Here is a 26,277-nt window from a genome sequence, read left to right on the forward strand (position 1 = left end):
GGGATGGGCGTACCCCGGCCTCGCCATCGGCGGGCGCCCGCCGCGCGGCACCCGCCGTCGCGCTAAGGGTTCAGTCTTCCGCCGCGAGGTTGCTCTTGAACTTGGCGATCACCGCCTTGCCGTCGAGCGAGCGCTGGTCCATCTGCGCCAGCCAGTTGTCGACCACCGGCTGCAGCGCCGTGTCGAGCTCCTTGAGCGCGGGCTCGGGCAGCGCGAACACGGTCTTGCCGAGCTTGCGCAGCCGCTCGTGCTCCTCGATTTCGAGCCGCATATAGGTTTCGACGCACTTCTCGCCCGCCTCGTGGCCAGCTTCGGAAATCGCCTGGCGGACATCGTCGGGCAGGGCGTCCCAGCGGTCCTTGCGCATGGGGGCGATGAAGGGCGAGCCGCCCCAGCTCGCATTGGTCGACATCGAGCCCAGCACCTCGTCGAGCTTGTAGGCCGGCAGCGCCTGGGTCGAGATGATCGAGCCGTCGACGGTGCCGCGCTGAAGCGCGAGGTAGAGGTCGGAGGCGGGCACGCGCACGCCCACCGCGTCGATCGCGCTCAGCGCCATCTCGGCGCCGGCACCCGGCACGCGCAGCTTCTTGCCGCGCAGCTGGTCGATGCTGGTGGTCGGCTCCTTGGTCACCATCTGGAACTGGTAGGGCGAGGTGACGAAAACCCAGACCGGCACGACGCCGATCTTGGCGTATTCGGTCTTGGCGAGGTCGTCCTTGGCGAGCTTCTCGAAGGCGCGCTGGGCCTTCATCGTGTCGTCGAAGGAATACATCCCCGGCAGCTCGAGGAAGGTGGTGAGCGGGGTGAGTTGCGGCGTGTAGCCGGCATTGTGGATCGAGATGTCGGCGATCCGGTTGCGCACCGAATCGAGCTGGTTGAAGGCCTTGGCGAGTTGCTCGGCGGGGAAGCGCTGGAACGTCACCTTGCCGGGCACGCGCTTCTCGACCCCCTCGATGAAGGGGTTGATGCAGCCGAGCGTCACGAAGTGATGCTCGGGGAACTGGTAGGAGATCTTGAGCGTGATCGGCTCCTGGGCGAGCGCAGGGGCGGCGACCAGGGCGGCGCCGACGCCGAGCATGAGCGCATGCAGCTTCTTCATCTGGGTTTCCTTTCCTCCCTGCGGCCCGGGCGGGCAGCGCCGTTGCTCGGCGGCAGCGTGCGATGTCCACCGGCGTTCGACATGGCGTGAGCGTCATTCCGGCGAGGGAACGTTGGGGTAGGCCGCTATTTATATTATTATATCATGAAAAGATTCTTGGCCACTGATTTCCGCTGGGTCAGCGTGAGGGCGCGCCGCCGGGAAGGGTGGCCGGCCTGCCCGGTCGGAGGCCGCCCGAGCCAGTACCCTGAATCTCAAGAGCAAGGGCTCGGCGAGGCCCCGTCGCTGGTGAAAATGCAAGCGTAGTGAGGTGGCTAGAGGCTCAGCCCGCCATCGATCACGTGAACATGCCCGGTCGTGTAGGCCGACAGGTCGCTGCCGAGATAGACCGCGAGCTCGGCGATCTCCTCGGGCGTGCCGAGCCGGCCCATGGGCTGGCGGGCGACGAAGGCGGCGCGCGCCTGCTCGTAGTCGCCCTGCGCGCGGATCCGCTCCTCCAGCGAGGGCGACTGCACCGTGCCGGGCGCGATGGCGTTGCAGCGTATCCCCGCCTTCACATAGTCGATGGCGACCGAGCGGGTGAGGCCGATCACCGCCGCCTTGGTGGTCGCGTAGACGAAGCGGTTCGGCACCCCGGCGGGCACGCCCGACACCGACGACATGTTGATGATCGACCCGCCGCCGCGGGCGATCATGCCCGGCAGGAAGGCGCGGATCATGCGGAACTGGGAGCGCACATTGATGTCGACCGCGCGGTCGAAATCGTCGTCGCTGGCGTCGAGCAGGCTGCCGGCATGCACGATGCCGGCGCAGTTGAACAGGATGTCGGCGGGCCCGGCCGCCTGCGCATAGGCGGCGATCGCCGCGGCGTCGGTGACGTCGAGCTGTGCGGTGGCGATCGAGGGCCCGTCGAGGCCGGCGAGCTTTCCGGCGTCGAGATCGCTCGCCAGCACGTGCGCGCCTTCTCGGGCGAAGGCGAGCGCGGTGGCGCGGCCGATGCCCTGGCCTGCCGCTGTTACCACCGCGACCTTTCCTTCCAGGCGCCCGGTCATCGCGTTCCGCTCCCTCGCCCCGATCAACCCACCCGGTCGCCGCGCGCCGGCAGATGCGCGGCCTCCGGCACCGGGGTCAGCGGCACGCCGCGGCCGAACCAGGAGACGAGGTTGTCGACGCACAGATCGGCGACGGCGCGGCGCGTGCGCTGCGAGGCCGAGGCGATGTGCGGCAGCAGCACGGTGTTCGGTGCGTCGAGCAACGCGCTGGGCACATGCGGTTCGTCGGCGAACACGTCGAGCGCGGCGCCGCGGATGACGCCCTTGTGCAGGGCCGCCGCCAGCGCTTCCTCGTCGATGGTGCTGCCGCGCCCGACATTGACCACCACGCCGTCCGGCCCCAGCGCCTCCAGTACGCCGGCATTGATGGCCTTCTCCGTCGCCGGCCCGCCCGGCGCCACGCAGACCAGCGTGTCGACCGCCTTCGCCAGCTCCATCAGGCTCGGATGGTAGGCGTAGGGCACGGCCGGGTTGGGCGAGCGGTTGTGGTAGGCGATCGGCACGTCGAACGCCGCCAGCCGGCGCGCGATGGCGGTGCCGATCCGGCCCATGCCGAAAATGCCGATCGAGCGCCCGCGCAGCGTCGCCGCGCTCAGCGGGTAGTTGCCTTCGCGCTCCCAGCGGCCCGAGCGCAGCCAGGCCTCGGCCGGCCCGAACTCGCGCACGCAGCTCAGCAGCAGGCCGACCGCGACGTCGGCCACCTCCTCGTTCATCACCTCCGGCGTGTTGGTCACGACGATGCCGCGCGTCGCCGCGTGCCGGGCGTCCACCGCCTCGTAGCCCATGCCGAAATAGGAGATGATCTCGAGGTTCGGCAGCGAATCGATGAAGGCCGCGTCGAGCGGCGTCATCGCCGCCGCCACGCCGCGAATGCTGCGCACCACCTCCGGCGCCAGCAGTGCGGTGTCGGGCCGCTCGGTCCGCACCAGCCGGAACTGCTCGCCGATGCGCTCGACGGCATGGGAATGCAGGACGCCGCTCGGCACGAGGACGCAGATGTCGGGGAAGAGGCTCGTCACGGTTTGGTCTCCTGGATCTGCGCATGCGTGCCGCCGGCTTCCGCGCGGGCGATCGCGCGGGCCGGCGGTTCGGGCCGGTCAGGCCGGCCGGGGAAAGGAGCTTTCCCGGCGCCGCTCATAGGGCGTGTAGACGTTGACGCAGTCGAGGTGGCGCCGCGCCTCCTTCAGCGCCGCCACTGCGCCGGGCGGCGGCTCCCACGGCGCGTGGAGCTCGATCAGCGCGATCACGTCGGTGCCGTCGTGCTGGTGCGCCTCGAACACGCGGATCTGCGCCGTCTCCGGCTGGCCCTCATAGATGGCGCGCAGCCCGTCGGTGACGGTCTCGGCCATTCCCTCCGGCACCTGGCAGAACCGCCACAGCGCCAGCCGCGAGAACGAGCCGGCCTGCCCCAGCAGGGCGCCGCCGGGATAGATCTGGCGGGCGCCGGCGCGGTACTGGCCCCAGACCTTTCCCACGATCCGGTGAGTCCAGCGGGTGTAGTTGCGGCCGGCGATCTTCGCGTAGTCCGGCCCGTCCAGCACTTCGAGCGATTCGAGGTCGTAGAGCGCGATGTAGCGCGGCCAGCCGGACAGGCAGACCATGCGTGTCGCGGTGAGGAAGCCGGGCGTGTCGCGCCGCTCGGGAAAGTGTTCGGTGTCGTACCATTGCTGGAACTCCTCCTCGAAGCTGGCGGCGGGTTCCATGGTGGCGAGCATCAGGCCGGTCTGCCGTGCCGTGGCGTTCATCTGTGGCGTTCCCTCGCAGCCTTCACTGCATCGGCGAGAAGTCGGTCGGCGCGAGAAAGCGGTTCTCCGTATGCAGCAGCCATTCGCCGGCGCCCATGCGGCGCAGATAATCCTGCCAGGCCGCGTCGGCGAACATCTCGCGCCGTCGCGCCTCGCGGTCGGCGAAGCTGTCATAGCCCCACAGATGCACGACCTGATTCGGTTGTCCGTCGATTCCCGTGAACCATCCCAGGCAACGGCCCAAATATTTCTGCTGTATGGGCCAGCCGAATTCCCGGTAGAAGGCGACGAAGTCTTCCACCTTACCCGGCTTCACCGTGTAGATACGCATATCGACGATCATACGACCTCCCGCGCGGCGGCTGTCGTCAGCCGTTTTCCTCCCGCGCCACCCGTTGCATCTTGACGTCAGCTTATTCATAGATCACTCAATAAGAAGTCACAAGAGCCTGGGCCAACGGGAGGAACAGTCATGGAGCCGTGCCAAGGACCCCGCGAGACCACGCGCCCGCCCAGCTTCGCGGTGCCGCCTCTCGCCTGCGACTGCCATTCCCACATCCTCGGGCCGGTCGAGCGCTACCCCTATGTGGAGAACCGCAGCTTCACCCCGCCGGACGCCTCGCCGCAGGCCTATCTCGCCATGCTCGGCGCGCTCGGCATCGAGCGCATGGTGGTGGTGCAGCCGAGCGTCTACGGCGCCGATAACCGGCGCACCGCGGACGCGGTGGGCGAGCTCGGCGTCGGGCGGGCGCGCGGCGTCGCCATGGTGGGCCAGAACGTGGATGCCGCCGAGCTCCGGGCGCTGGACGATGCCGGCATCCGGGCCACGCGCTTCATCACCACGGCCGGCGGCGGCCCCTCGCTCGACAACCTGCCCGGTGTCGCGCGCAAGGTCGCCGAGGTCGGCTGGCACATCGAGATGTACGTGCCGCTCGACACCTGGCCGAAGGTGCTGCCGGTGATCGAGACGCTGCCCGTGTCGGTCGTGTTCGACCATATGGGCGGGCTGAAGGCCGACGTCCCCGACGACGACCCGATTCTCGGCCAAATCCTGCGGCTGCTCGACACCGGCCGGCACTGGGTGAAGCTGTGCGGCTACCGCAACTCGCAGGCCGGCTATCCCTATGGCGACGTCACGCCGCTCGCGCGCCGTTTCGTCGAGCGGGTGCCGGAGCGCTGCGTGTGGGGAACCGACTGGCCGCACACCGCCATCAAGGGCCGGATGCCCGACGATGGCGAACTGCTCGACCTGCTCGGAGAATGGGTGCCGGACGTCGACACGCGCAAGCGCATCCTGGTCGACAATCCGGCCCGGCTCTACCGCTTCGCCTGAGGTCGGCGGTAGGCTGCTTCCCTTTCCGATGAGGGGCTGCTAGCGCTTAGCGACCAGCCCTTCCAGCCCCGGGGAGTGAGATTGCGAGCGTGGACCTGAAGTCGAGACAACGTCAGCAGCCCGCGGCCGCCGCGGCCCCGTCCACGACGGCGCCGCGGGAGGTCCGCCAGCGGCGCCGCATGCTCGCCTCCGAGCGCGAGGAGCTGATCCTCGACCAGGCCACGCGTTACTTCGCCGAGTTCGGGCTGAGCGCCGGCACCATCGAACTGGCGCGCCGGATCGGCATCACCCAGCCGCTGCTCTACAAGTACTTCCCGACCAAGGAAGCGCTGCTGGTGCGCATCTACGACCGGCTGTTCCCGCAGAACTGGAGCCCGGCGCTGGAGGCGCTGCTGGAAGACGAGACGCGGCCGGTGCGCGAGCGCCTGACCCAGTTCTACCAGCAGTTCACCCGCACCGTGCTCACCTATGACCACGTGCGACTGTTCCTGTTCAGCGGCCTGACCAACAGCGCGCTGAACGCCCGCTACTACACGATCCTGACCGACCGGATCTTCACGAGGATCATCGCCGCGCTGCGCACGGAATATGTCGAGGCGCCCGAGGGCCCGCCGAGCGAGGACGAGATGGAGCTGGTGCAGTCGCTGCACGCCTGCATCTACCACGTCGCCTTCCGGCGCTGGCTGCACGACCTCACTGTGGAAGGCGATCTCGATGCGCTGATCGCCCGCAAGATCGACTTCTATCTCGACGGCGCCGCCGCCAGCCTGAAGACGCTCGAGGCCGCGAAGCCGCGCGCCGGCAGCGCGGGGAAGGCGACGGCCAAATCCGGGGCCAAATCCGGTGCCAAGTCTCGGGCGGTCACCGGGGCTGCGAAGGGCGCCGCCGCGCCGCGCAAGGGCGCGGCCAAGGTGCCGGCCCACGCGTCGAAGACCTCGAACCGCTCCTGAAGGCGCGGCGAGCCTCAGCGCGAGAACGCGACCTCGAGCCGCCCGAACGGCCCCGCATCGGCCTCCACCCGGTCGCCGCGCTCGGCGAACTGCAGGCCGGTATAGGTGCCGGTGGTGAGGAACGTTCCCGCCGGCAGGCGGCGACCCTGCGCCGGGGCGGCGAGGAAGGCGAGCGCGGTGCGCCGCGGGTCGCCGTCGCCATGTCCGCCTATGCCTTCCGCCACCACGCGCCCGCTCAGGGACAGCCGCACCGGCAGCCGCTCGAGATCGACCGAGCGCCAGTCGGGCAGGGCAGGGCCGGTGACGACCGCGCCGTTCGACATGAAGTCGGCGGCGCGGTGCAGCAGCGGCGTGCTCCTGTAGCTGGCAAAGCGGGTGTCGACGATCTCGATGAGCGGCAGCGCCGTGACCATCGAATCGAAGCGCGCGGCGTCCCAGTCGAGATCGTCGGCGGCGACCTCCCGGTCGAGACGGAAGGCGATTTCCAGTTCGACGCCGAGCAGCGGCACGAGGTCGGCCTCGATCGTCGCCGGGCTGGCGAAGACGCGCGAGGCGAGCACCGCCCCCCACATGACGCTCGCCGGATCGGTGCCGGCCAGCTTGTAGCCGGCGACCTTCTCGCCCGAGAGTGCGAGCACGCGCTCCTGCACCGCCGCAGCGTCGGCGAAGCTCTGCGGGCGCGCCTCCTCGGGGAGGGCGGCGAGCAGCCGGCGGCTGCTTCGCGCGGCGTTCAGAAGCTGCGCGGCCCGTTCGATGCCGGACTCGTCCATGGTTTGGCTCCCGCTCAGTAGGCCTGCCCGGTGGGCGTCTCGATGAACTGGCGCGCGCCGGCGAGGATGACCTGATTGATCCAGGCGAACTTCATGAAGTCCTCGCGCACCGGCTTGCCGGCGGCGCGGATGCGCTCGGCGCAGGCCTTGAACCGGCGCTGCACCTCCGGGTGGTTCGGCTCGCCCGGATGGCCGAGATCCTGCGCGAGGTCGTTCATGCCGAAGCTGAGATAGTCGACGCCCTCCAGCCGGGCGATGTCGGCCGCCGCCTCGAGCCCGCTCGCGGTCTCGATCATGACGCCGACCGAGACCGCCGCGTTGCACATCGCCAGATGCGCCGGCAGGTCTTCGATCGAGAGGAAATGCGGCCGGCCGCCGCCGAAGGAACGGTTGCCGAGCGGGCGATAATAGATGGCGTCCAGCGCGTCCTTCGCGTCGTCCACCGAGCAGACATGCGGCAGCACGATCCCGCGCACGCCGCGGTCGAGGAAGCGGATGATGGTGCCGGAGGTGCGGTCCGGCACGCGGGCGATCGGCACCATGCCGTAGCGCTCGGCGGCGAGGCAGGACACGTCGAGGTCGCGGGTCTCGAACGAGCCGTGCTCGCCATCGAGATAGACGAAATCGAGCTCCAGCGGCGCCAGGACCTCGATCGCCGTCGGTGCGGGGAAGGTGAAGTGCACGCCGCGAATGGTCGCGCCCGAGGCCGCGGCCGACTTCACCGCATTGGAGCTCCAGCTCCTGTCACGTCCGGTCATGGATAGGTCCTGTCTTCAAGGGGAATGGAACGGGGGCGGGCCGCGCACGGGCGGTCCGTGAAAGGGGGATGTCTCGCCGTGTCTGCGGATCGCCTAGGGGCGGCCGCGGGCCAGCCGGGTTCGCCCCGGCGTGTGCTGGTGCAGGAAGCCCGACACGCGCTCGAGGACATCGGTCCCGGCGCTCCGGTCCTGCCAGCGGGGGAAAAGTTCGGCCCGCGTCAGCCGCGCCAGCGCGGCCGAGACGAGGGGCGGGTGCAGCCGGTCGTCGCCCGGCATGAGGAGGGTCGGCGCGGTGATGCGCCCGGCGGCATGGCGGGTGATGCTGAACACGAAGTCGCGCCCGAACATGCGCGGCCCGACCGCCCGGAGCGCGGAGGGCGAGACGTCCGGCCGGCCGGCGAGCGAGGCGGTCCAGTTCGCGATTTTCGCCTCGATCAGCTCCCGGTTGTCGCCCGACAGCCCGACCGGGTTGTGCAGCACGAGAGCGGAGACGCGCTCGGGCGCCGCATGGGCCAGCGCCAGCGCGAACGAGGCGCCGAAGCAGCTTCCCAGCACGTGGCAGCGCTCGGCGCCGACCTCGTCCAGCAGCGCGACATGATCGGCGGTGTAGAGCGGCCAGTCATAGTCCGGGCCGATCTCGGCCCAGGAGCGGCCGGCATTGCGCACGTCGAGCGTGATGACGCGGAACGAGCGGGCCAGCGCCGGTACCGGATTGCGCAAGGGCGCGTTCGCCTGCCCCCCGCCGGCCCGCCAGCCGGCGATGCGCGAGCCGAGGAAGCCGGGCGCGAACAGCAGCAGCGGATGTCCCCTGCCGGTGACCTCGTAATAGATTTCGCCCCGTTCGACCGGAAATATGGGCATGGGCACGCTCCAGAGGCGCGGGTCGCCGTTTCGTCGGTCAGGACGGGCAGGATCGGGAAATGGCCGGCCATCGGCGCGCGCCGCGCGTCGCCCAAGGCGCCCGCCGCGGCTGCCGCTGCCGTTTCCTCCCGCACGTCCGCCGTGTGTTCCGACGGTTGATTGCGGTCACCGTAGCAGCGCTCCATGCGACAGAAAAATCGATTATTGTTGGCCATTATGATAGGTAGAAATTATCATGGCCGTGACGCTGGCGCAGTTGAGAGCATTCGAGCAGATCGTGCGGCTGGGCAGCTTCCACGCCGCCGCGCGGCACCTCGGCGTTACCCAGCCGAGCATCTCCCAGCGCATCCGCGAGCTGGAGGCCGAGCTTGGCGTCGCGCTGTTCACCCGCAACGGGCCGCGGGTGATGATGACGGCCGACGGACAGGCGCTGGTCGAATACGCTACCCGCACGCTCGGCGCTGCCGACGACATGGTGACGCGCTTCCGCAGCCGTGATCCGCTGCTGGGCGTGCTGCGCATCGGCGTCACCGAGACCTTCGCGCTGATCTGCCTGCCGGACCTCGTGAGCCGGCTCGAGGAGCGCCATTCCCAGCTCACGATCTCGGTCACCGTCGGCGATGCCGGCATGATCAGCACGCTGCTCAACAACCACCAGCTCGATCTCGGCGTGGTGACGCAGCCCGATGTGGGCAGCCATATCCATCAGCTCCCGGTCGGGCAGATCGAGCTTGGCTGGGTCGCGGGGCCGGAGGTGCGGCTGCCGCAGGCGCCGCTGACGCCCGTGCAACTCGCGACCCGCCACCTCATCGGCAGCCCGGAGAGCGCCCGGCTCTACGCCACCATGATGAACTGGTTCGCCGCCGGCGGGGCGGTGCCCTCGCGGGTGAGCACCTGCAACAGCCTCTCGGTTACCATCCGCATGGTGTTGGCGAGCCTCGCCATCGGCCTGCTGCCGATCCGGGTCGTGGCGGCCGAGCTGGAGCGCGGCGCGGCGGTACGGGTGCCGGTGACGATCCCCGTCGACGCGCACCGCGTCTCGCTCTGCTACCAGGTGGCCGATTTCGGGCCGAGCCTGCAGTCGGTGGTCGACGTGACGCAGGAACTGATCGTCGAGCACCGGCTGTTCCGCTCGCCGATCCTCTGACGTGGTGGCCGAGCCAGAGGGCGCCGGGCCTCAGAAGCGGTAGAGCCGGGCCGGGTTGTCGACCAGGATCGCCCGCAGCGTCGCCTCGTCCCCGGCCCAGCCGGCGAGGGCCTCGATGAGCTTTTCCTCGTTCACCGGCCGGTAGCCGGCGGGCGGCGCCGCGTCGCCGCGCCCGCTATTGTGGTGCACGAGATGCGGCCAGTCCGAGCCCCAGACCAACTGGTGCGGATTGGCGGCGATCAGCGCCCGGGCGAACGGCGTGGCGCGGGAAAAGTCGGTGGTCTCCCACGTCACGATGTCCGCGCCGGAGAGCTTCACCCAGCACTTGCCCTCCTTGAGCAGGTCGAGCAGCACGCCGAAGCCCGGCACGTCCGGCCCGGCGGCGGCCTTCGACCCGCCCATATGGTCGAACACCACCGGCACCGCCGACTTGCGCGCCGCCGGTGCCAGCAGCGCCACCAGCTCGAGATCGGCATAGATCTGGATATGCCAGCCGAGCCGGGCGATCCGCTGGCCCGCCGCCAGCAGGGTCGCCTCGGCAGCAGCTGCATCGGTGATACGCGGCGTCATGAGGTTGAGCCGGATGCCGCGCACGCCCTGCCGCTCATAGGCGTCGAGCGTCGCATCGTCGAAGCTGTCGTCGATCACCACCACGGCGCGCCCTTTGTCGCCGAGCGTGGCGAGCCCGTCGAGCGTCGCCCGGTTGTCGGTGCCGTAGGCGCTGGGCTGCACGATGACGATCCGGTCGACCCCGAGCCGGGCGGCGACCGGCGCGTATTCGGCGAGACCCATCCGCTCGGGCGTGTAGGTGCGATCCGGCGCGCCGGGATAGCGGTCGATCGGGCCGAAGACATGCATGTGGCAGTCGGTCAGTCCCTCGATGCGGGTCGCAGGCATCTCAATATCCTCGCGAAAGGTCGACACGGTTGCGGAGCGCCTCGCCGCGCCGGAAGCGGGCGAGGTTGTCCAGGAAGATCTGCAGCACCCGTTCGTCATAGTCGTCGCTCATGCCGGCGACGTGCGGGGTGATGATGACGTTCGGCATGGCCCAGAGCGGGCTCGCCGCCGGCAGCGGCTCGGTCGCGAACACGTCGAGCGCCGCGCCGGCGAGCCGGCCGTCCTCGAGCGCGGCGACGAGCGCGGCCTCGTCCACTACCGAGCCGCGGGCGAGATTGACGAGGAAGGCGCCGGGTTTCATCAGGCCGAGCGCGTGGGCGTCGATCATGCGCTCGGTCTCCGGCGTCCCCGGCACCACCAGGGCGAGGAAGTCGCAGCGCGGCAGCATCTCCTCGAGCTCGTCGCGGCGATAGACCTGCGAGACGCCCTCGACCGGCGCGCCGCCGCGGCTGAGGCCGACCACCTCCATGCCGGCTGCCCGCGCGCGCCTCACGATGCCCTGGCCGAGCGCGCCGAGCCCGGCGACGCCGAGCGTGCGGCCGGCCAGCGCGGGCTTGGGCTCGCGGTGCCAGACCCGCTCCGCCTGGTGGCGCAGCAGGCCGGGCATATCCCACAGCAGCATCAGCATCGCCGCCATGGTGTAGTCGCCGATATGGTCGGCGTGGATGCCGCGCGCATTGGTGACGGCGATGTCGCGCAGCGCCTCGCGGCGCGCCAGCAGCGGGTCGATGCCCGCGCTCGCCACCTGGATCCAGCGCAGCGCGCCGCCATGCTCGATCACCGCCGGCGGGCAGGTGAGGGTGAGCAGGATCTGCGCCCCCTCGATCGCACCGGCGAGCGCGGCTTCGTCCTTCGCCACCACGATTTCGGCATCCACCGCGGCGCGGGTCAGCAGGGATTTGTAGGCTTCGGCGCGGGGATGGAAGACGACGATTTTCAAACGCTCGGGGGGCATGCGGCTCGGCACCTGTCGACGGGTCGGCGGCATCGAAGCCGGATTGACCGGGCGTGTCAATCGTTGTTTATAGAACAATAAAGAACGCAAGGCGGTGCGGAGACGCCGCCTGCAGTTCCGGCAAGAAAGAGGAAATCCCGATGGCCAAGCCTTCCGCGGAAGATCGTTTCGCGATCGCCGACCTTTTCGCGCGCTACATGTGGGCAATCGACGGCGGCGACGTGGACACGCTGGTGTCCTGCTTCACGCCCGACGGGGCGCTGGAGAGCCCGGCGGTCGGCAAATATACCGGCGCCGACCAGATCCGCGCCTTCGCCACCCGCTTCGCCCAGTTCCGCAGCCGCGGCACCGAGCTGCGCCACGTGCTCTCGAACATGCTGATCGACGTCGAGGGCAACCATGCCTTCGCCAAGTGCTACCTGCTGGTGTTCCAGGTCCGCAACGGCGCCAGCAAGCTGCTCGGCCCGGGGCGCTACGAGGTGAAGCTGCGCAAGGACGATGGCGAGTGGCGCTTCGAGCACCGGCTGGTCGTGATGGATCACGACTACGAGCTGGAAGGCATCTGAGGCCGTGGCCGCCCATCCGGCCGGCTCCACCGGCGGCGCGCCCGCCCGCCCGCTGGTGGTGCTCACCGACCCCAGCATCCATGCCGAGGCGGTGGCGCTGCTGCGTGAGCGTTTCGAGGTGCTGATCCTCGATTCGTACCCCTCCGAGGAGCGCCTCGCCGAGGCCGCGGCCGGAGCCAGCGCCATTCTCGCCCGGCTCGGCACGGTGACGCGGCGGGTCATCGAGGCGGCGCCGCACCTGCGCATCGTGTCGCGCCACGGGGTCGGGGTCGACGCGGTGGACCTCGCGGCGGCGACCGAGCACGGGGTCGTCGTCACCAATACCGGCGCGAGCAACGCGGCGGCGGTCGCCGAATACACCTTCGCCCTGCTGCTCGCGCTGATGCGCAAGGTGCCGCAGGCGGATGCCGGCATGCGGGCCGGGCTCTGGCAGCGCACGCCGCAGGTCGGCGGCGAACTCGAGGGCCGCACGCTCGGCATCTTCGGGCTCGGCGCCATTGGCGGGCGGGTGGCCCGCCAGGGGCTCGGCTTCGGCATGAAGATCCTCGCCTGCGATCCCCATCCGCCGGCCATCATGCCCGAGGGCGTGCGGCTCGCCGGGCGCGAGGAGGTGCTGGCCGGCGCCGACATCGTGACCCTCCACACGCGCCTGACCGACGAGACCCGAGCCTTGATTGACGCCCGCGCGCTGGCGGCGATGAAGCCCGCCGCGGTGCTGGTCAACACGGCGCGCGGCGAGCTGGTGGACGAGCCGGCGCTGATCGCCGCGCTCGAGGCCGGGCGGCTCGGCGGGGCGGCGCTCGACACCTTCGCCGAGGAGCCGCTGGCGGTGGATTCGCCGCTGCGGCGGATGCCGAACGTCGTGCTCTCGCCCCATGTGGCGGGGCAGACCGGAGAGGCGCTGCTACGCGTCGGCCGGGCGGCGGCGCAGGCCATCATCGACGAGCTAGCCGGCCGCCGGCCGGCCAACGTGCACAACCCGGAGGCCTATGGGCGGCGCCCGGCCGCCCGTTCCCAATAGCGGCCGCGCGGCCGCCCGCACGATGGAGAACCGCATGACAGAGAACACCGCGCCGGTCTGGTTCATAACCGGCTGCTCCAAGGGTTTCGGACGCGAGCTCGTCAAGCGCGTGCTCGCGCGCGGCTGGCGGGTGGTCGCCACCGCGCGCAACCCGGCCGCCATCGCCGATCTCGTGGCCGGCCACGAGGACCGCGCGCTCGCGCTCGCGCTCGACGTGACCCGACCGGAGCAGATCGAGGCGTCCGTCGCCGCGACGATGAAGCGCTTCGGGCGGATCGACGTGCTGGTGAACAATGCCGGCTACGGCTACGCCGCCAGCGTCGAGGAGGGCGACGAGGCCGCCATCCGCACCATGTTCGACACCAACCTGTTCGGCCTCGCCGCCGTCACCCGCAAGGTGCTGCCGATCCTGCGCGCGCAGGGCGGCGGGGCGATCGTCAACCTGTCCTCGCTGGCGGGCCTCTCCGGCAATGCCGGCACCGGCTACTACGCCGCCTCGAAATTCGCCGTGGAGGGCCTGTCCGACGCGCTCGCCAAGGAGGTCGAGCAATTCGGCATCAAGGTGCTGCTGGTCGAGCCGGGCCCGTTCGAGACCGAGTTCACCCGCTCGCTCGCATCGACCGCGAGCACCCTGCCGGCCTATGCCGGCTCGGTGGCGACGCGGATCGACCAGCTTCTCACCAGCACCAACCGGCCGGGCGACCCGGTGCGGGCGGCGGAGGCGATCATCACCGCGCTGACGGCGGCGCAGACGCCGCACCGGCTGGTGCTCGGCGCCAAGGCGCTCAACGACGTGCGGGCCAAGCTCGATTCCATGCGCCGCGACTTCGACACCTGGGAGAAGGTGACGCTCGAGGCGGACTATCCAGAAGCCCGCGCCCCCGCGCGCTGACGCGCCCTCCGTCTCCCGACGCAAAAGGGCCGGCTCGCGCCGGCCCTTTCTTTTGTCCGAAGGCTTGCGAGCCGGTCACGCCGGCTGGGCGACGCCGGCGACCTCCTCGCCCATCGGGCGGCGGGTCATCAGCACCACCAGCGCGGCACCGAGGAAGGACAGCACCCCGCACAGCAGCAGCGCCACCTTGAAGTTGCCGGTCATGCCGACGAGGTAGCCGGTGACGATCGGCCCGGCGATGCCGAAGCTGATGCCGCCCAGCGTGAAGAACGCATAGGCGCGCCCGACATCGCCGGACGTGCGCAGCCGGTCATTGGTGAGCGCGAAGTTCATCGACTGGGCGAAGGTGTTGAAGGTCAGCGAGACGGTGAGCACCACCATGGCGAGGCCGATCGAGCCGACATAGGGCGTGAGCAGGATGAACGCCGACATCAGCGCGCCGATCGCCACCGCGTAGCGGCGCTTGCCCTCGCGCAGCGCGCGCTCGCTGAGCATGCGGTCGGCGACGGCGCTGAGGCCGATGCCGAGCACCGCGCTGAGCCCGAACGGCACCGCCGTATAGGCGCCGGTCTCGATCACCGACAGGCCGTAGGAGGCCTGCAGGAAGCCCGGCAGCCAGGCGAGGAAGAAATAGGCGGTGTAGTTGATGCAGCCCTGCGTCAGCGCCAGCCCCCACATGGTGGGCGTGGTCAGCAGCAGGCCGCGATAGCCGATGGAGCGGGCATCGTCGTCGGCCGAGGCGACGTCGCGCTCGCTCAGCACCTTGGCGCGCTCCTCCTCGGTGATCCAGCTTGCCTCTTCCGGCGAGCGGTAGAACAGCGCCCAGACGGCGACCCAGACGAGGCCCAGCGCGCCGGTGGCGATGAACGCCCAGCGCCAGCCATAGGTGGCGATCAGCCACGCCACCATCGGCGAGCCGAGCGCCGGCCCGGCCGTGGTCCCGGCGTACCAGATGGCGGTGGCGAAGCCGCGCTCGCTGCGCGGCGTCCATTCGCGGATCGCGCTGTGGGCGCAAGGGTTGGCCGCCGATTCGAACAGGCCGAGCCCGAGCCGGGTGAGCAGCAGGGTGAAGGCCGAGGTCGCGAAGCCGCCGAGCGCCTGGCAGATCGACCAGAAGGTCGCCGCCAGCGCGCTGGCGCGGCGCGCGCCGAGCCGGTCGGTCAGTGCGCCGGCCGGCAGCAGCACGACCGCGTAGAGCCAGAGATAGGACGAGAACAGATAGCCCAGCGCCACCGGGCTGAGCCCCATCTCCTTCGCCACCGTGCTGCCGGCCACCGCCATGGTGACGCGGTCGAGCGAGTAGCAGCACAGGAACAGGAAGAGCAGGATGTGGATGATGAAGCGCCTGTTGTTTCGCATCGCGCGGCACAGCCTCGGTTGGGCGATGCGGCGCCCCTCGGCGGCATCACCTGGACAAATCAGCCGGTTGGGTGAAGGACGGTCGAAGGGCCGGAAGCCGCGGGCGGGCTAGCCGCTGCCGCTTCGAAACGCGATCGGGCGATGCGGGGCGGGATAGGCCGGCATGAGGATCCTCCCTTTATTGTCACCCGCCATGACGGCGAGATATTTATAGAATTATCATCATCCGTTGCGCGGAGCTGTCAAGACGCCGGCTCGCGGCGGCGGTGCGAATTGTCCTTACGTTACGGTAGGTTAAAGGCGGGGCGAGGGCGCGCGAGCCTCTCTTCGCGCGGTCGGCACTTCGGTGAAGGCAAAAAAAAGCCGCAGCGGCCTCGTGAACCGCTGCGGCGGCAGGCGCCGGATGGCCGGAGTCGGGAAACGGCCCGGCGCCGCCTTCAGTGACGGATGGATTGCAGGAAGCGCTGCGCGCGCTCCGTCCTGGGCTGCGCCAGCAATTCGCGCGGCACGCCCTCCTCGACGATCTTGCCCTGGTCCATGAACACCATGCGGGTGCCCACCTCGGCGGCGAAGCGCATCTCGTGCGTCACCACCAGCATGGTGCGTCCCTCCTCGGCGATCTCGCGCATCACCGCCAGCACCTCGCCGACGGTCTCGGGATCGAGCGCCGAGGTCGGCTCGTCGAACATCAGCATGTGCGGGTTGGTGGCGAGCGCGCGGGCGATGGCGACGCGCTGCTGCTCGCCACCCGACAGGCGGGCGGGATAGGCGTCGGCCCGGTGCGCCAGCCGCACCCGCGCGAGCAGTTCGTCGGCGCGCTCGGTGGCGCTCCTGCGGTCGACGCCGTGCACCACGACCTGCGCCAGCACGATGTTCTGGCGCGCCGTCAGGTGCGGGTAGAGGTTGAACTGCTGGAAGATCATGCCGACGCGCTTGCGCACGTCGATGATCTTCTTGCTGTGGGCGCGCACCGGCTCGTCCTCGAACACGATGCGCCCGCCCTGGATGTCCTCCAGCCCGTTGACGCAGCGCAGCAGCGTCGACTTGCCGGTGCCGCTCGGGCCGACGAGGCAGACGATCTCGCCGGGCGTCACGTCCATCGAGATGCCGTCGATGATGGTCCGCGAGCCGAACTTCTTGATGAGGGTGTCGATCTTGAGAACTGGCGCCTGGGTCATCGTGTCCCGTCCATGTGCAGGCCGCTTCCGGCGATTTTCATGCGGCGTTCGAGGGCGCCGCCCGCGAGCGAGATCGCGTAGCAGACGATGAAGTAAAGGATGGCGATGATCCCGAGGATCGCGAACCCGCCGCCATGGGCCTCGCGGATCAGCAGCCCGGTCGCGGTCAGCTCGACATAGCCGATGATCGAGGCGATCGAGGATTCCTTGAGGATCATGATGTAGATGTTGACCGAGGGCGGCAGGATCACCTGCATCGACTGCGGGCCGACCACGTGGCGCATCACCTGGCCGTAGGTCATGCCGCTCGACTGCGCCGCCTCCCACTGGCCGCGGCCCACGCTCTCGATGCCGGCCCGGATCACTTCCGTCATCAGCGCGCTCGCATGGGCGGAGAGCGCCGCGGTGGCCGCCGCGAAGGCGGAGACGTTGATGCCGAGCACCAGCGGGGCGCCGTAGAAGAAGAAGAACAGGATGATCAGGATCGGGATCGAGCGGAAGATCTCGACATAGAGCAAAGCGGGCACGCTCAGCACCCGCCACCCCGAGGTGCGCATGAGCGCCAGCACCAGCCCGCCGACCGCACCGATGATGAGCGAGAGCCAGCTCAGCCAGATGGTGAGCCCGAGCGCCCTGAATACCGAGGGCATGTATTCGAGAAGGCCGTAGGTCTCGTGCATGCGATCACCGATTGTCCGGGAAGAGCGCACGTCCGATGTAGATGCGCGTCAGGTTGATGACCTGGCAGAGCACGGCATAGACGACGGCCGCGATCAGGAAGGTCTCGAAATAGCGGAAGGTGTCGGAGCCCGTCGTCTGCATCCAGGCGGCGATGTCGTTCACCGCGATCGCCGAGGTCAGCGACGAGCCGAGGATGATGGTGATGAGCTGGTTGCCGAGCGGCGCGTAGATCGTGCGGATCACCTGCGGCAGCACGATGTGGCGCAGGATCTGGAAATTGGTCATGCCCTGCGAATGGCCCGCCTCGTACTGCCCGTGCGGCACCGCGATCAGGCCGGCGCGCAGGATCTCGGTCATGTAGGCGCCGAAGTGCAGCGTCATGCCGACGAGGCCGGACTGGAACGGCGACATGCGCAGCCCGATCACCGGCATCATGAAATAGGCGAAGTACAGAATCACCAGCAGCGGCGTGTTGCGGAAGAACTCGACATAGGCGGTGGCGAACCAGCGCAGCGGCGCCGAGCGGCTCTGGCGCAGCACCGCGAAGACGAGGCCGATGGCGAGGCTGAGCCCGATGGTGGCGAGCGACATGGCGAGCGTGACGAGCACCGCCGTCTGCAGCTCGCCCAGATAAGGCACGATGGCGCGCAGGCTGAACGAGAAGGAATTCATGGAATGCCGATCTGTGATCGCCGCAGACAGCGGTCGCAGGAGAGCGGCGGGCGGCGGACCTCAGGCCCGCGCGCCCGCCAGGCGGTCAGTAGTCGGCGGTGATCTTGGGCGGATCGAAGCCGAACCACTTCTTGAACAGCTCCTTGTTCTCGCCAGTGGCGTTGAGCTGCTCGAGCCAGAGGTTGATCACCCGCAGCCAGTCGGCATCGCCCGCCGGCGCGCCGATCGAGTCTTCCTGGCGCGAATAGGTCCCGTCCAGCATGCGAAGCTGGCCGGGATGCTTGGCGATCTGCTCGGCGTGGTAGAAGGCGTCCTGCGCCATCGCGTCGACCTGGTCGGACATCAGCGCGTTCAGCCCGTCCGCATTGGTGTTGAAGCGCATGCGCTGCGCGTCCGGGAACTTGGCGGCGATGATCGGCTCGGAATTGCCGCCGCGGTTCAGCGACAGCTTCACCTTGGGATCGTTGACGTCCTCGACCGACTTCAGCGGGCTGTCGGTCTTCACCAGGATCCGGCCGGGCACGATGAGGTACGGGTCGGAAAAGGCGATGGTGAGCGAGCGCTGCACATTGCGGGCAAAGCCGGAAATGGTGACGTCCGCCTTGCCGGTCTGCAGCGCGGCGACGCGCCCGGCGCTGTCGACGACGATGAATTCGGGCGTCACCTTCAGCGCCGCCGCGAACTTCTTCGCCAGGTCGATGTCGTAGCCTTCCATCTGCCCGTCGGGGCGCATGTTGGTATAGGGCGGAAGGCTGCCCATCACCGCCACGCGCAGCTTGCCGCTCGATACGACGCGATCGAGCACCTCGCCGGCCTTGGCACCGGAGCCGGCGACCACCGGCAGCAGCAGCGCCAGGGCTGCCGCGAACAGTTTCGTGCGGAACATTACGGTTTCCTCCTTAGGTTCCCCCGGCCCTTGGTTCTGGTTCTGGCGGGCCGTTCTGGTGAAAGCGTCTTCTCTCCCGGATGAGCGCCGACGAAGGCCGAAGCCCGGGCGATCCGCGGCCCGACGTCCCGGGCGCGGCCTGCCTGACGCCTCGTGGCGGCTCGTTTTCGTTCCTCGTCGCGGCCGGATTCACCGTGTCGGCGACGCAGGTGACGAAACGTCAGCTCGCACCCGGAGTCAATGATTGATGATAGGTCTATAGATAATATCTGCCCCTTCCTGGTGGCGGCATGGATGTCGTGCCGGCGGGCGCCCCGGTCAGCCCAGCGGCTGCGGACGGAAGCCCACGATTTCTTCGAAGCGCGCGCTGTAGCGCGGCCAGACCTCGGGGTTGACCAGACGCGGCGGCACCTTGCCGTGCAGCAGCTCGATCCATTGCTCGGCGGTCTTGACCGACATGTTGTAGAAGGTCTCGGCCGTCATGCCGGCGATGTGCGGGGTGGCGATGACGTTGTCGAGCTGCAGCAGCGGGTGGTCGGGCGGCGGCGGCTCGTGGTCGAACACGTCGATGCCGGCGCCGGCGATCACCCCGCGCCGCAGCGCGTCGAGCAGCGCGCCCTCGTCATGGATGCGCCCGCGCGCCGTGTTGAGGAAATAGGCGGTCGGCTTCATCTGCGCGAAGGCCGCCTCGTCGAACATGCCGAGCGTCTCCTCGGTGCGCGGACAGTGCGCGGTGACGAAGTCGGCGCGCGCCAGCAATTCACCGAGTTCGACCTTTTCCGCACCGCGCGCGGCGATCTGCTCGCGGGTCAGGTAGGGGTCGTAGGCCAGCACCGTCATATCGAAGGCGCGACAGAACTGGGCGGTGCGCGAGCCGATGGCGCCGATGCCGACGATGCCGACGGTCTTGCCCACGATGTCGTTGCCGCGCAGGTCCATGCGGTCGGCGGCGCCCCCGCGCAGCAGCGCGCGGTTGGAGATGCCGATCTTCTTCGACAGGTTGAGCATCATGCCGATGGCGTGCTCGGCCACCGGCTCGCAATTGGTGCCCGACTGGCTGCACACGGCGACGCCGGCCGCGGTGCAGGCGTCGACGTCGATCACATCGTAGCCGGCGCCGATCGAGCAGATGGCGAGGAGCCGCGGCGCCCGCGCGATCAGCGCGCCGTCGGCGAACCAGGGCTCGACCAGCTCGGTGCGCGCGCCGATCTGATAGGCGCAGCTGCGCGAGAGCTCGCGCCAGTTTTCGTCCTCGTCGTCGCCATAGCGCAGCTTGATGAGCTCGATGTCTTCCTGGTCGCCCAGAATCTGCTCGGCGACGGGATGGAAGAAGCGCTCGAAGAAGACAAGCCGTTTGCGATTGATCGGTGCGGTCGATCCGTTCATGAGATGCGTACCCGGATGCGTGTTCTGGACGTGTGGCGGAGGGCCCGGTCCGTCCTCGCGGCGAGGGGCGGGCGGCTGCCGATGGCGATCGGAGCGTTATATATAGTTCTATAATTAAGCGTCTGACCGCTGCCGTCAAGCGGCCGCCGGCGAGGAGCGGGGGATCTCGGATGCATCACGAGGCGGCCTCCGTCGGCGCGCAGTGCGGCCAGCGCCGGAGCGCCGCCTGATGGAGACCGCGCCGCGTCGCCTCGCCCGCGTCGCGCGTCGCGACGGTGTAGCCGTGCACCGTCAGCGCCCGTTCGTAGAGACGTGCCAGCGGCCCGCTGGCGAGCAGCGTGAGCGCCTTCTCACCGTCACCGAAGGCCCGCGCGCCGGCGATCTCCACGCCGATCAGCAGGCCCGAGAGATAGGCGGCGCCGTCGGCCCGGTCGCTGAACCCGAGCAGTTGCGAGGCCCTGAGGCCGAACATCCGCCGCGTTGCCGCCTCCGGCGCGCTCGCCCCGTCCTCGACCCCTTCGAGGAAGCGCGGCGCGTCCTCGCGCACCTCCATTTCCTGCGGCATCGCATGGGCGAGGATGGAGTGACGCGAGAGCAGGGCGAACAGTTCGCCGGTCATGAAGGTGGCGAAGCGCGTCACCGCGCCGTGCTCCACCGCGACCCATTTGGAATGCGTGCCGGGAAGGCAGAACAGGCGCGTGTCGTCGCTCGCGTCGAGGGCGCCGAGAAGCTGCGTTTCCTCGCCGCGGATCACGTCCGGTGCCTCGGCGCGGCGCTGGGCGAGGCCGGGCAGGATGAACACCTCGCGCGCAGCAGCGGCAATCCGAATGGCCTGCTCGGGCAGCGTGTCGAGCCGGGCGGGCAGGTCGAGATAGCCCGCCTCCTGCCAGCCCTGCCGGGCGCCGGCCATGCCGCAGATCATTACCGGCAGCCCGGCCGGGGCGCCGGCTGCCGCCAGATGGGCTTCGAGCACGGGAGCGAAGCCGACGCGGTGGCAGTGCTGCATGCCCTCGTCGCTGCGCCGCTCGGCCACGACCATGCCCGCCCGGTCCAGCAGCCACAGCCGGAAGCTCGACGTTCCCCAGTCGACGGCGGCGCAGAACATCCGCAAGTCAAGGCACTCCCAGCTCGGGCCCGGCCGGCCTCGAGCCCTGTTCGGACTCGGGGTCTGACCCAGGTCTTTTGCGTCGGAAACGGTGGCCGGCTGTCCCCGCCATATGCGCCGGGCCGGCCCTGGCGCATTGAGGCGGGGGATTGACAAGATGTCAATAAATACTATTATATTTTTTAATCAGCAGCGTGTGAAGCCCCGCGTCTCGCGGTCTTCCGCTGCCATCGAGAACAAGAAACGGCGTTCTGCTGTCGGGCGGCGGGCGTGCCGGGCGGGGTTTCCCGCTGCGGCCTCCGGCGATGGGCGGGCGTGCGAGGGCGTTGGGAAGGAACGAGCGTGGCTGCGGCCGAGCAACAATCCGGGGCGGGGACCAACTCCCCCAAGACGTCCTTTACGGCATCCGATTTCCGCTGGGCGGGCTCGAGCGACGCCAACACGCCGCGCCGTCTCTCGCGCGTCCTCTCGCTGGACGATTTCGAGGTCGAGGCGCGCCGCGTGCTGCCGCGCTGCATCTACGGTTTCGTCTCCGGTGGCGTCGAGAGCAACGGCACGCGCGACGCGAACCGCGCCGCCTTTGACGACTGGAGCTTCATCCCGCGGGTACTGGTCGACACCACCCGGCGCGGCCAGGCGGTGGACCTGTTCGGCCATCGCTGGAGCGCGCCGTTCGGCATCGCGCCGATGGGCTCGACCGCGCTCGGCGCCTTCGAGTGCGAGCGCGTGCTCGCCGGCGGTGCCTATGAGGCGGGCATTCCCTGCCTGCTCAGCGGCGCCTCGCTGATGGCGATGGAGAAGGTCATCGCCGCCAATCCCGACGCGTGGTTCCAGGCTTACATACCGGGCGACCGCACCACGGTCGGGCCGCTGATCGAGCGAGTGCGGCGCGCCGGCTACCGGACGCTGGTCGTCACCGTCGACGTGGCGGTGAACGGCAACCGTGAGAACAATGTGCGCAACGGCTTCTCGATCCCGCTGCGCCCGACCGCGCGCCTCGCCTGGGACGGGATCACCCATCCGCGCTGGCTCACCCACACGCTGGCCCGCACGCTATGGCGCAACGGCATGCCGCGCTTCGAGAACATCTCCGGCGGCGAGCGCGGCCCGCCGCTGATCTCGCCAACCGCGCAGCGCAGCTTCGGGCGCCGCGACTCGCTGACCTGGGACGACATGGCCTGGATCCGCGACCAGTGGCAGGGCAACTTCATCCTCAAGGGCATCCTCTCACCCGAGGACGCCCGCAAGGCCCGCGACATCGGCGCCGACGGCATCATCGTCTCCAACCATGGCGGGCGCCAGCTCGACGGCAGCCTCGCCTCGCTGCGCGCGCTGCCGGACATCGTCGCCGCGGTCGGCGGGTCAACAACCGTCATGCTGGACAGCGGCATCCGTCGCGGCACCGACGTGCTCAAGGCGCTCGCGCTCGGCGCTTCCTTCGTCTTTCTCGGCCGGCCCTTCTTCTTCGCCGCCTCGGTCGGCGACGAGGCGGGCGTGCGGCACGCGATCACCCTGCTGGCGGAAGAGATCGACCGCGACATGGCGCTGATCGGCTGCACCTCGCCCGCCGAGCTCGATCCATCCTTCCTGGTGCGGAACTCGGGTGCGCGCTGACATCGCCGGCGGTGCTCCGCCGGTCCCATGCGCCCGAACGGGGGACAACGAATGAAGATCACTGATGTGAGGGCGCACGTCCTCGAGGCGGCGCTGTCGCAACCCTTCGCCTATTCGCGCGCCTGGTACGCGACGCGCACGGCGATGATCGTCGAGATCGTCACCGATGAGGGGCTGGTCGGCTGGGGCGAATGCTACGGCCCGGCGCGCATCAACGCGGCGGTGGTGGCGGCGATGCGCCCGCTGCTCGTCGGGCAGGACCCGATGCGCAGCGAATATCTCTGGAACGAGATCTATGCCCGCTTCCGCGACCACGGCCAGAAGGGCGTGATCATCCAGGGGCTGAGCGGCATCGACATCGCGCTTTGGGACCTGAAAGGCAAATATCTGAGCCAGCCGGTCCATCGCCTGCTCGGCGGCCCGGTCCGCAGCGAGGTGCCGGCCTATGCGACCGGCCTCTACCGCCGCGAGCAGGGCGAGCCGGCCGAATATCTCGCCGAGGAGGCCGCCGGCTACGTCGCCGAGGGCTTCGGCGCGGTGAAGCTGAAGGTCGGCTTCGGCGTCGAGGAGGACGCAGCGATCACCCGCGCCGTGCGCACGGCGATCGGCGAGGAGGTCGGCCTCATGATCGACGCCAACCACGCCTACGACACCGTCGCCGCGATCCGGCTCGGCCGCGCCATCGAGGAATACGACATCGGCTGGTTCGAGGAGCCGGTGCCCCCGGAGGACGTCGCCGGCCATCTCCAGGTCAAGGCGGCGCTGCGCATCCCGGTCGCCACCGGCGAATGCGAGTTCACCCGCTTCGGCTTCCGCGAGCTGTTCGAGAAGCGCGCGCTTGATATCGTCCAGCCCGACACCTGCGCCGCCGGCGGCATTTCCGAGTGCAGGAAGATCGCCGACATGGCGAGCGCCTACGGCATACGCTACGCGCCGCATGTGTGGGGCACCGGCATCGCCATCGCCGCCGGACTGCAGCTCCTCGCCGTGCTGCCGTCCTTCACCCCGTGCTCGCTGGCGCCGCAGGAGCCGCTGCTTGAATTCGACCGCACCGAACACCCAATCCGGCAGGCGATCCTGACCGAGCCGATCGAGCACGAGCGCGGTCGGGTCCGCGTGCCCGAAGGCCCGGGCCTTGGCATCGAGATCGACCGCGAGGCGCTGGTGCGCTTTCGCGCCAGCTAGGGGCGTCGTCGATTGACAGCGGGAGGGGTGGGCGTATTTATAATATTATAATCTTGTTCGATCCGCCCGCGCCGCCCCCGCTCCCTGGCCGGCGGGCCTGTCGGGCAGGGTGCCCAGCGCAAATCCGGGACTTCCATGAACATCGATAAGATCGTCACCATCGACGACTTGCGGGCCGCGGCGCGGCGGCGCCTGCCGCTGATCGCCTTCGACTTCATCGATGGCGGCGTCGAATCCGAGACCTGCCTCGCCCGCAACCGCCAGACCTTCCAGAACTACCGGCTGCTGCCGCGCTACTTCGTCGACATCTCCGAGCGCAGCCAGAAGACGACGCTGTTCGGCGTCACCTATGACAGCCCGCTCGGCATCTGCCCGACCGGCATCTCCGGCCTCTGGCGTCCCGGCGCCGACGAGATGCTGGCGCAGGCGGCGGCCGAGGCGAACATCGTCTTCGCCTTTCCCTGCGCCAGCAATTCGCGGGTCGAGGACGGGCTGGCGCGCGCGCCGGACAATCTCTGGTACCAGCTCTACAGCAGCCGCGAGCGCGCGGTCGGCCAGCGGCTGGTCGGGCGGATCGCCGATCTCGGCTTCAAGACGCTGGTGCTCACCGCCGACGTGCCAATCGTCCCCAAGCGCGAGCGCAACCTGCGCAACGGCTTCACCCGCCCGCTGAAGTTCAAGATGTCGACCGTGATCGACGGCCTGTCGCGGCCGGGCTGGCTGATGGACTATCTGAAGGCGGGCGGCGGCACGCCGATGATGCCGGCCTGGCAGTCCTACGTGAAGGAGGGCGCGACGCCGGACCAGGTGGCCGACTTCTTCGGCACCCAGACCCCGGCCTCGGAACAGACCTGGGCCGACGTCGAGCACTACCGCAGGATCTGGCCGGGCAACCTCGTCATCAAGGGCCTGCTGCACCCGCAGGACGCGGTGCGCGCCGCCGACCTCGGCATTGACGGCATCATCGTCTCCAACCATGGCGGGCGCCAGCTCGACATGGCGCCGACCCCGATCGACATGCTGCCGCTCATCCGCGCGGCGGTCGGCGAGAAGATGGTGCTGATGGTCGACAGCGGCATCCGCCGCGGCTCGGACATCCTGATCGCCATGTGCCTCGGCGCGCAGTTCGCCTTCATCGGCCGGCCGACCCTCTACGGCGTCGCCGCCTTCGGCCTTCCCGGCGCCAAGAAGGCGATCGAGATCCTGCGCAAGGAGATCGACGTCAATCTCGGCCAGATGGGCCGCACCAGCCTCGCCGAACTCGGCCCGCACTGCCTGATGCAGCGCGAGCCGCCGTTCCGCATCATGGGAGAGGAGCCCGCGGCCCGCGAGGCGGCGGCGCCCAGCAGGAAGATCGGACATGCCTGATATCGCCGACATCGCAAATCCCACCAGGCAGCGGCTCGAGGCGGGCGAGCTCGCGGTCGGCATGATCGTGCGCGTCTCGCGCACCGGCGACGTCGCCCGCATCGCCCACTCGAGCGGCATGGACTTCCTGTTCATCGACGCCCAGCACGCGATCTATTCGCGGGAGACGATCGCCCATATCGGGCAGATCGCGCTCGGCTGCGGCATCACCGCGATGGTGCGGGTGCGCAGCTGCCGCGACCCGGACATTCCGGTGCTGCTCGACGGCGGCATCACCGGCATCGTCTTTCCCGACGTGAACACGGCCGAGGACGCGCAGGCGGGCGTGAATGCCGCGCGCTACGCCCCTATCGGCCGCCGCTCGGCGACCTCGGGCTACGCGCTGTTCGACTATCGCCCGCTGCCGCAGGCCGAGGCGATCGCGATCATGAACCGCAATACGCTGGTGGTGTGCATGATCGAGACCGTCGAGGGCGTCGCCAATGCCGAGGCGATCGCCGCGGTGGAGGGGGTCGACGTGATCCTGATCGGCCTCACCGACCTTCTGACCAGCATGGGCAAGCCCGGCCAGCTCGGCGATCCCGAGGCGATGGCGGCGGTCGAGCGGGTGGGGCGCGCGTGCAAGGCGCAGGGCAAGTTCTTCGGGGTCGGCGGCGATGGCGACCCGCAGCGCCAGGCGATCTACATCTCCCACGGCTCGCGGTTCGTCCCGACGCAGTCTGACGCCGCCTTCCTCATGGCCGCGGCCTCGCGCACCACGCAGGAACTGCGCGCGCTGAAGCCCTGAAGCGGCCACT

At 69.5% G+C, this 26,277-nt stretch carries 27 protein-coding genes; 10 read left to right on the forward strand and 17 right to left on the reverse strand.

Annotation, left to right across the window (positions count from 1 at the left end; all coding sequences use genetic code 11):
* Nucleotides 1-70: 70 nt before the first annotated feature.
* From dctP to NVS83_RS00295, 5 genes are all read right to left on the reverse strand, one after another.
* Nucleotides 71-1,099 carry a TRAP transporter substrate-binding protein DctP gene (gene dctP / locus NVS83_RS00275; protein WP_258737534.1) on the reverse strand — a complete coding sequence of 343 codons (1,029 nt, stop codon included), beginning with the start codon at nt 1,097-1,099 and terminating at the stop codon, nt 71-73.
* 314 nt (nt 1,100-1,413) lie between these two features.
* Nucleotides 1,414-2,151, reverse strand: a complete 738-nt coding sequence (locus tag NVS83_RS00280; RefSeq protein ID WP_258737535.1) for an SDR family oxidoreductase — start codon at nt 2,149-2,151, stop codon at nt 1,414-1,416.
* Nucleotides 2,152-2,174: 23 nt separating this feature from the next.
* Complete coding sequence (locus NVS83_RS00285; protein WP_258737536.1) at nt 2,175-3,170, reverse strand: 2-hydroxyacid dehydrogenase; 996 nt, start codon at nt 3,168-3,170, stop codon at nt 2,175-2,177.
* 78 nt (nt 3,171-3,248) lie between these two features.
* On the reverse strand, nt 3,249-3,896 hold the full coding sequence (locus tag NVS83_RS00290) for a DUF4286 family protein (protein ID WP_258737537.1): 648 nt from the start codon (nt 3,894-3,896) through the stop codon (nt 3,249-3,251).
* Nucleotides 3,897-3,918: 22 nt separating this feature from the next.
* The gene (locus NVS83_RS00295) at nt 3,919-4,239 is read right to left on the reverse strand and encodes an NIPSNAP family protein (protein ID WP_258737538.1); all 321 of its coding nucleotides are present in this window, start codon (nt 4,237-4,239) and stop codon (nt 3,919-3,921) included.
* Nucleotides 4,240-4,368: 129 nt separating this feature from the next.
* Between NVS83_RS00295 and NVS83_RS00300 the strand changes: the two genes are divergently transcribed.
* Nucleotides 4,369-5,229, forward strand: a complete 861-nt coding sequence (locus tag NVS83_RS00300; RefSeq protein ID WP_258737539.1) for an amidohydrolase family protein — start codon at nt 4,369-4,371, stop codon at nt 5,227-5,229.
* 179 nt (nt 5,230-5,408) lie between these two features.
* The gene (locus tag NVS83_RS00305; protein WP_258737540.1) at nt 5,409-6,179 is read left to right on the forward strand and encodes a TetR/AcrR family transcriptional regulator; all 771 of its coding nucleotides are present in this window, start codon (nt 5,409-5,411) and stop codon (nt 6,177-6,179) included.
* A 14-nt stretch (nt 6,180-6,193) separates the two neighbouring features.
* On the opposite strand, the gene NVS83_RS00310 is transcribed toward NVS83_RS00305, so the two are convergent.
* The 3 genes from NVS83_RS00310 to NVS83_RS00320 all read right to left on the reverse strand — a co-directional run bounded on the left by NVS83_RS00310 (nt 6,194) and on the right by NVS83_RS00320 (nt 8,568).
* Nucleotides 6,194-6,949: a 2-keto-4-pentenoate hydratase gene (locus tag NVS83_RS00310; RefSeq protein WP_258737541.1), complete on the reverse strand. Its 756-nt coding sequence runs from the start codon at nt 6,947-6,949 to the stop codon at nt 6,194-6,196.
* A gap of 14 nt (nt 6,950-6,963) precedes the next feature.
* Complete coding sequence (locus NVS83_RS00315; protein WP_258737542.1) at nt 6,964-7,707, reverse strand: HpcH/HpaI aldolase family protein; 744 nt, start codon at nt 7,705-7,707, stop codon at nt 6,964-6,966.
* 93 nt (nt 7,708-7,800) lie between these two features.
* Nucleotides 7,801-8,568, reverse strand: a complete 768-nt coding sequence (locus tag NVS83_RS00320; RefSeq protein WP_258737543.1) for an alpha/beta fold hydrolase — start codon at nt 8,566-8,568, stop codon at nt 7,801-7,803.
* Nucleotides 8,569-8,803: 235 nt separating this feature from the next.
* On the opposite strand from NVS83_RS00320, the gene NVS83_RS00325 reads away from it, so the two are divergent.
* A complete protein-coding gene (locus tag NVS83_RS00325; RefSeq protein WP_258737544.1) occupies nt 8,804-9,715 on the forward strand; it encodes a LysR family transcriptional regulator in 912 nt (303 codons plus the stop codon).
* Between the two features lie 30 nt (nt 9,716-9,745).
* Here NVS83_RS00325 and NVS83_RS00330 read toward each other — a convergent pair whose 3' ends face one another.
* Both NVS83_RS00330 and NVS83_RS00335 read right to left on the reverse strand, forming a co-directional pair.
* The gene (locus NVS83_RS00330; protein ID WP_258737545.1) at nt 9,746-10,612 is read right to left on the reverse strand and encodes an amidohydrolase family protein; all 867 of its coding nucleotides are present in this window, start codon (nt 10,610-10,612) and stop codon (nt 9,746-9,748) included.
* Nucleotide 10,613: 1 nt separating this feature from the next.
* Nucleotides 10,614-11,567, reverse strand: coding sequence for a D-2-hydroxyacid dehydrogenase (locus NVS83_RS00335; protein ID WP_258737546.1), 954 nt, complete (start codon nt 11,565-11,567; stop codon nt 10,614-10,616).
* Between the two features lie 140 nt (nt 11,568-11,707).
* Here NVS83_RS00335 and NVS83_RS00340 point away from each other — a divergent pair, with 140 nt between their 5' ends.
* The 3 genes from NVS83_RS00340 to NVS83_RS00350 are packed head-to-tail and all read left to right on the forward strand — an operon-like array spanning nt 11,708 to nt 14,046.
* A complete protein-coding gene (locus NVS83_RS00340) occupies nt 11,708-12,133 on the forward strand; it encodes a nuclear transport factor 2 family protein (RefSeq protein ID WP_258731412.1) in 426 nt (141 codons plus the stop codon).
* Between the two features lie 4 nt (nt 12,134-12,137).
* Nucleotides 12,138-13,154, forward strand: a complete 1,017-nt coding sequence (locus NVS83_RS00345) for a hydroxyacid dehydrogenase (protein WP_258737547.1) — start codon at nt 12,138-12,140, stop codon at nt 13,152-13,154.
* 34 nt (nt 13,155-13,188) lie between these two features.
* The gene (locus NVS83_RS00350; protein WP_258737548.1) at nt 13,189-14,046 is read left to right on the forward strand and encodes an oxidoreductase; all 858 of its coding nucleotides are present in this window, start codon (nt 13,189-13,191) and stop codon (nt 14,044-14,046) included.
* A gap of 75 nt (nt 14,047-14,121) precedes the next feature.
* Here the strand turns inward: NVS83_RS00350 and NVS83_RS00355 are convergent, their stop codons facing one another.
* The 7 genes from NVS83_RS00355 to NVS83_RS00385 all read right to left on the reverse strand — a co-directional run bounded on the left by NVS83_RS00355 (nt 14,122) and on the right by NVS83_RS00385 (nt 21,313).
* Nucleotides 14,122-15,405 carry an MFS transporter gene (locus NVS83_RS00355; protein ID WP_258731408.1) on the reverse strand — a complete coding sequence of 428 codons (1,284 nt, stop codon included), beginning with the start codon at nt 15,403-15,405 and terminating at the stop codon, nt 14,122-14,124.
* Nucleotides 15,406-15,842: 437 nt separating this feature from the next.
* Nucleotides 15,843-16,583 carry an amino acid ABC transporter ATP-binding protein gene (locus NVS83_RS00360; protein WP_258737549.1) on the reverse strand — a complete coding sequence of 247 codons (741 nt, stop codon included), beginning with the start codon at nt 16,581-16,583 and terminating at the stop codon, nt 15,843-15,845.
* A complete protein-coding gene (locus NVS83_RS00365) occupies nt 16,580-17,263 on the reverse strand; it encodes an amino acid ABC transporter permease (RefSeq protein WP_258731406.1) in 684 nt (227 codons plus the stop codon). The genes NVS83_RS00360 and NVS83_RS00365 overlap by 4 nt, the downstream gene beginning before the upstream one ends.
* A gap of 4 nt (nt 17,264-17,267) precedes the next feature.
* Entirely contained in the window at nt 17,268-17,936 is a 669-nt protein-coding gene (locus NVS83_RS00370; RefSeq protein WP_258737550.1) for an amino acid ABC transporter permease, read from the reverse strand.
* Between the two features lie 85 nt (nt 17,937-18,021).
* Entirely contained in the window at nt 18,022-18,822 is an 801-nt protein-coding gene (locus tag NVS83_RS00375; RefSeq protein WP_258737551.1) for a transporter substrate-binding domain-containing protein, read from the reverse strand.
* Between the two features lie 318 nt (nt 18,823-19,140).
* The gene (locus NVS83_RS00380) at nt 19,141-20,208 is read right to left on the reverse strand and encodes a hydroxyacid dehydrogenase (RefSeq protein ID WP_258737552.1); all 1,068 of its coding nucleotides are present in this window, start codon (nt 20,206-20,208) and stop codon (nt 19,141-19,143) included.
* A gap of 175 nt (nt 20,209-20,383) precedes the next feature.
* Nucleotides 20,384-21,313, reverse strand: a complete 930-nt coding sequence (locus NVS83_RS00385) for a 2-dehydro-3-deoxygalactonokinase (protein ID WP_258737553.1) — start codon at nt 21,311-21,313, stop codon at nt 20,384-20,386.
* A gap of 342 nt (nt 21,314-21,655) precedes the next feature.
* Between NVS83_RS00385 and NVS83_RS00390 the strand changes: the two genes are divergently transcribed.
* From NVS83_RS00390 to NVS83_RS00405, 4 genes are all read left to right on the forward strand, one after another.
* On the forward strand, nt 21,656-22,927 hold the full coding sequence (locus NVS83_RS00390; RefSeq protein WP_309486161.1) for an alpha-hydroxy acid oxidase: 1,272 nt from the start codon (nt 21,656-21,658) through the stop codon (nt 22,925-22,927).
* A 51-nt stretch (nt 22,928-22,978) separates the two neighbouring features.
* Nucleotides 22,979-24,112, forward strand: a complete 1,134-nt coding sequence (locus NVS83_RS00395; RefSeq protein WP_258737554.1) for a mandelate racemase/muconate lactonizing enzyme family protein — start codon at nt 22,979-22,981, stop codon at nt 24,110-24,112.
* A gap of 135 nt (nt 24,113-24,247) precedes the next feature.
* A complete protein-coding gene (locus NVS83_RS00400) occupies nt 24,248-25,480 on the forward strand; it encodes an alpha-hydroxy acid oxidase (protein WP_258737555.1) in 1,233 nt (410 codons plus the stop codon).
* On the forward strand, nt 25,473-26,267 hold the full coding sequence (locus NVS83_RS00405; protein ID WP_258737556.1) for an HpcH/HpaI aldolase family protein: 795 nt from the start codon (nt 25,473-25,475) through the stop codon (nt 26,265-26,267). Before NVS83_RS00400 ends, NVS83_RS00405 begins: the two co-directional genes overlap by 8 nt.
* The last annotated feature ends 10 nt before the right edge of the window (nt 26,268-26,277 follow it).

Origin of the sequence: Ancylobacter mangrovi (genome assembly GCF_024752335.1) — a bacterium.
Classification (GTDB): Bacteria; Pseudomonadota; Alphaproteobacteria; order Rhizobiales; family Xanthobacteraceae; genus Ancylobacter; species Ancylobacter mangrovi.